Below are 4773 nucleotides of genomic sequence, written 5' to 3'. Positions count from 1 at the left end.
GCGGATATGGATGAAATGAAGTACGACATGTGTGGCGCCGCAGCCGTTTACGGTGCGATGCGTGTGGTGGCTGAACTCAATCTGCCACTGAACGTCATTGGCGTGCTGGCAGGCTGTGAAAACATGCCTGGCGGCCAGGCATTCCGTCCGGGCGACATTCTGACCACCATGTCCGGCCAGACTGTCGAAGTGCTGAATACGGACGCCGAAGGCCGCCTGGTGCTGTGCGATGCACTGACCTACGTTGAACGTTTCGATCCTGAGCTGGTGATTGACGTCGCTACGCTGACCGGTGCCTGCGTGATTGCGCTTGGCCATCACATCACCGGTTTGCTGTCGAATCACAATCCGCTGGCGCATGAACTGATCGGCGCGTCCGAACAGGCGGGTGACCGTGCATGGCGTTTGCCGCTGGCTGATGAATATCAGGAACAGCTGGATTCTAATTTTGCGGATATGGCAAACATCGGTGGCCGTCCGGGTGGTGCGATCACCGCCGGTTGCTTCCTGTCGCGTTTCACCCGCAAATACAGTTGGGCACATCTGGATATCGCCGGTACCGCATGGCGTTCAGGCAAGAACAAAGGCGCAACCGGTCGTCCGGTTGCGCTGTTGTCACAGTTCCTGCTCAACCGTGCAGGGCTGGATGGCGATGAGTGATTCCTCTGCTAAATAAGATATAATCTCCACTATCAGGGTCTGGTTCGCCAGCCCCTCCACAGGCGGGCGCACCAGTTGCGCCCCTGTTTTTTCTCAGCAGCACAGTGAACTCATCATGAAACAGGCAACCTTCTTTCTTCTCGATGCGCCGGACGCCAGTGGCGAGCTCAGCTCGCACGAAGCACTGGCCTGTCTGGTCGCCGCTGAACGTTACCGGATGGGCAAACGTGTTCTGCTGGCCTGTGAAGATCAGAAACAAGCTGAGCGCCTGGATGAAGCGCTCTGGCAACGCGAGCCGAACCACTTTGTGCCCCATAATCTGGCCGGTGAAGGCCCGCGTTTTGGTGCGCCGGTAGAATTATGCTGGCCGGGAAAACGCGGCAATGCGCCACGCGACTTGCTCATCAGCCTGCTGCCTGAGTTTGCAGATTTTGCTACTGCTTTCCATGAAGTGGTAGACTTCGTTCCTTACGAAGATTCCCTTAAACAACTTGCGCGCGAACGCTACAAAGCCTATCGCAGCGTGGGTTTCTCTTTGACGACGGCCACGCCGCCCTCAGTCACCACATTGACCGACGAAAATACGAAGCGAAATGGATAAGACATATAACCCGCAAGACATCGAGCAGCCGCTTTACGAGCACTGGGAACAACAGGGCTATTTCAAGCCACATGGTGACACCAGTAAAGAAAGCTTTGCCATCATGATCCCGCCGCCGAACGTCACCGGCAGCTTGCACATGGGTCATGCTTTCCAGCAAACCATCATGGACGCCATGATCCGCTATCAGCGCATGCAGGGGAAAAATACTCTGTGGCAGGCGGGGACTGACCATGCGGGTATCGCAACGCAGATGGTGGTTGAACGTAAAATCGCCGCTGAAGAAGGCAAAACCCGTCACGATTACGGCCGTGAAGCGTTTATCAACAAAATCTGGGACTGGAAAGCAGAATCCGGCGGCACCATTACCCGCCAGATGCGCCGCCTGGGTGATTCCGTGGACTGGGAGCGTGAACGCTTCACGATGGACGAAGGCCTGTCTGACGCCGTGCGCGAAGTGTTCGTTCGTCTGTACAAAGAAGACCTGATTTACCGCGGCAAACGTCTGGTGAACTGGGATCCGAAACTGCGCACTGCGATTTCAGATCTTGAAGTGGAAAACCGCGAATCCAAAGGTTCCATGTGGCACCTGCGTTATCCGCTGGCTGACGGCGCGAAAACCGCTGAAGGCAAAGATTACCTGGTGGTCGCCACCACGCGTCCGGAAACCGTGCTCGGTGATACCGGCGTTGCCGTTAACCCGGAAGATCCGCGTTACCGCGATCTGATCGGCAAAGAGATCATTCTCCCGCTGGTAGGCCGTCGTATTCCGATTGTTGCCGATGAACACGCCGATATGCAAAAAGGTACGGGTTGCGTGAAGATCACCCCGGCGCATGACTTTAACGACTATGAAGTCGGTAAACGTCACGGCCTGCCGATGATCAATATCCTGACTTTCGATGGTGACATCCGCCAGACCGCTGAAATCTTCGATACTAACGGCGAAGAAAGCGATGCATGCGCCAACGATATCCCTGAGCAGTTCCGTGGCCTTGAGCGTTTTGCCGCACGTAAAGCCGTGGTCGCCGCCTTCGACGAAGCCGGTTTGCTGGAAGAAATCAAACCTCACGATCTGACCGTGCCTTACGGTGACCGTGGCGGCGTAGTTATCGAACCAATGCTGACTGACCAGTGGTACGTGCGCACTGCACCGCTGGCGAAAGTTGCGGTGGAAGCCGTTGAGCAAGGCGACATTCAGTTCGTGCCGAAGCAATACGAAAACATGTACTTCAGCTGGATGCGTGACATTCAGGACTGGTGTATTTCCCGTCAGCTTTGGTGGGGACATCGCATTCCGGCGTGGTATGACGCCGAAGGCAACGTGTTTGTTGGTCGTGACGAAGCGGAAGTGCGCAGCGAGAACAACCTGGGCGCAGACGTCGTGCTGACTCAGGACGAAGACGTGCTCGACACCTGGTTCTCTTCCGGTCTGTGGACGTTCTCCACACTGGGCTGGCCAGCACAGACACCTGACCTGAAAGCTTTCCACCCTTCAAGCGTGGTCGTCAGCGGCTTCGATATCATCTTCTTCTGGATCGCGCGCATGATCATGATGACCATGCATTTCGTGAAAGACGAAAACGGTAAGCCACAGGTTCCGTTCCACACCGTGTATATGACCGGCCTGATCCGTGACGACGAAGGGCAGAAAATGTCCAAGTCCAAAGGTAACGTTATCGATCCGCTGGATATGATTGACGGTATCTCGCTGGAAGATCTGCTGGAAAAACGTACCGGCAACATGATGCAGCCGCAACTGGCAGAGAAAATCCGCAAGCGCACCGAGAAGCAATTCCCGAACGGCATCGAACCGCACGGTACTGATGCCCTGCGCTTCACGCTGGCGGCACTGGCGTCTACCGGCCGTGACATCAACTGGGATATGAAGCGTCTTGAAGGCTACCGCAACTTCTGTAACAAGCTGTGGAACGCCAGCCGCTTCGTGCTGATGAACACCGAAGATCAGGATTGTGGCCTGAACGGCGGCGAACTTGAGCTGTCACTGGCTGACCGCTGGATCCTGGCGGAATATAACCGCACGGTGAAATCTTACCGGGAAGCGATGGATAACTACCGCTTCGATCTGGCTGCCAGCATTCTGTATGAATTCACCTGGAACCAGTTCTGTGACTGGTATCTTGAGCTGACCAAGCCGGTCATGAACGGTGGCAACGAAGCGCAACTGCGTGGCACCCGTCATACGCTGGTGGAAGTGCTGGAAGGTTTGCTGCGTCTTGCGCACCCGATTATTCCATTCATCACCGAAACCATCTGGCAGCGCGTGAAATCGCTGAAAGGCATCACAGCAGAAACCATTATGCTGCAGCCTTTCCCTGAGTTTGATGCAGCAAAAGCGGACGAACTGGCGCTGGCCGATCTCGAGTGGATCAAGCAGGCGATCATCGCTATCCGTAACGTGCGTGCCGAGATGAACCTGTCTCCGGCTAAGCCGCTGGAACTGCTGCTGCGTGGCGCGAGTGCGGATGCACAACGTCGTGTGGAACAGAACCTGAGCTTTATTCAGTCTCTGGCGCGTCTGGAGTCCATCACCATTCTGCCTGCTGGCGACAAAGGCCCGGTCTCTGTTACTAAGCTGGTGGAAGGTGCGGAACTGCTGATCCCAATGGCCGGTCTGATTGATAAAGATGCCGAGCTGGCACGTCTGGACAAAGAGATGGCGAAACTGGACGGCGAGATTGCTTCCATCGAAGGCAAGCTGTCTAACGAAGGTTTTGTGGCGCGTGCGCCGGAAGCGGTTGTCGCCAAAGAGCGTGAACGTCTGACGGCCTGTGGTGAAGCGAAAGTGAAACTGGCGGAACAGAAAGCCACGATTGCTGCGCTGTAATCTCAGCCAGATGTAAATGTTAAAATCTATAAAAACAGATGCCAGTCAGGGAAACCTGACTGGCATTTTTTATTCCTGCTACACCCTGATTAACGCGGGGAATTATTCTGAAATTCCTGCAAAAAAGTATCTGTCATTTTTCTCACCAGCGTTGAGAAAAACTGGTTATTAAGTGCTGCTTTATTGTAAACCATATAGACCGGTTGAGAAGGCAACGTCATATCCGTCGACAACTTCTGGATATCAAAAGCATTTTTCATTTTTTCATAGAAACGTTCTGTGATAAAAGCCAGCATGTCGGATGTTTCTACCATTGAGATAATGGAGAGAAATGAAGGGCTGATAAACCGACATTTCCTGTCAACTTGCAGCAAAGTATTAACATCCAACCTGTTAGATAAAAGACTAGTACTCTCGGAATCAACGAAAATATGGCTCTCTTGCGCAGCCTGCTCCCTTGACAGGCTCCCTCTAAGGCGAGGATGCGATCGGCGGCAAATCATCACCGGCACTTCGCTGGAAATATGCTGGCTAACCCGGGAATGGCTAACGTGCGGATGAACGTCAAAAATGATGTCAGCCTTACGGAAAATCAGAGCATCTTCAGTTTCAGCAATCGAATTGCCGCTCGTGCTGTGCACTATTTCACAGTCGGGTGCAATTT

Annotated in this window: 4 protein-coding genes; 3 read left to right on the top strand and 1 reads right to left on the bottom strand. The window is 54.0% G+C overall.

Annotated elements, in window-relative coordinates; translation table 11 throughout:
• From AC1DUO_RS23390 to AC1DUO_RS23380, 3 genes are all read left to right on the top strand, one after another.
• Positions 1-660: leucyl aminopeptidase (locus AC1DUO_RS23390; protein WP_477988984.1), on the top strand; the 660-nt coding region annotated here is incomplete at its 5' end.
• A 115-nt stretch (positions 661-775) separates the two neighbouring features.
• Complete coding sequence (locus tag AC1DUO_RS23385; RefSeq protein WP_013577147.1) at positions 776-1261, top strand: DNA polymerase III subunit chi; 486 nt, start codon at positions 776-778, stop codon at positions 1259-1261.
• Positions 1254-4109 (top strand): valine--tRNA ligase, encoded by a 2856-nt coding sequence (locus tag AC1DUO_RS23380; protein ID WP_112151030.1) that lies wholly within the window; start codon positions 1254-1256, stop codon positions 4107-4109. Before AC1DUO_RS23385 ends, AC1DUO_RS23380 begins: the two co-directional genes overlap by 8 nt.
• 89 nt (positions 4110-4198) lie before the next feature.
• Here AC1DUO_RS23380 and AC1DUO_RS23375 read toward each other — a convergent pair.
• On the bottom strand, positions 4199-4773 hold a 575-nt coding region (locus tag AC1DUO_RS23375; protein WP_477988981.1), incomplete at its 5' end, for a LysR substrate-binding domain-containing protein.

It is taken from the genome of Rahnella sp. P4_A8, from assembly GCF_056402435.1.
Note: the sequence above shows the minus strand (reverse complement) of the source record. Positions and strands in the feature narration are given on the sequence as shown.

What these genes read in the sequence shown, in the direction of transcription:
- AC1DUO_RS23385 (WP_013577147.1), top strand. Translation starts at nt 776, where the DNA reads ATGAAACAGGCAACCTTCTTTCTTCTCGATGCGCCGGACGCCAGTGGC.
- AC1DUO_RS23380 (WP_112151030.1), top strand. Translation starts at nt 1,254, where the DNA reads ATGGATAAGACATATAACCCGCAAGACATCGAGCAGCCGCTTTACGAG.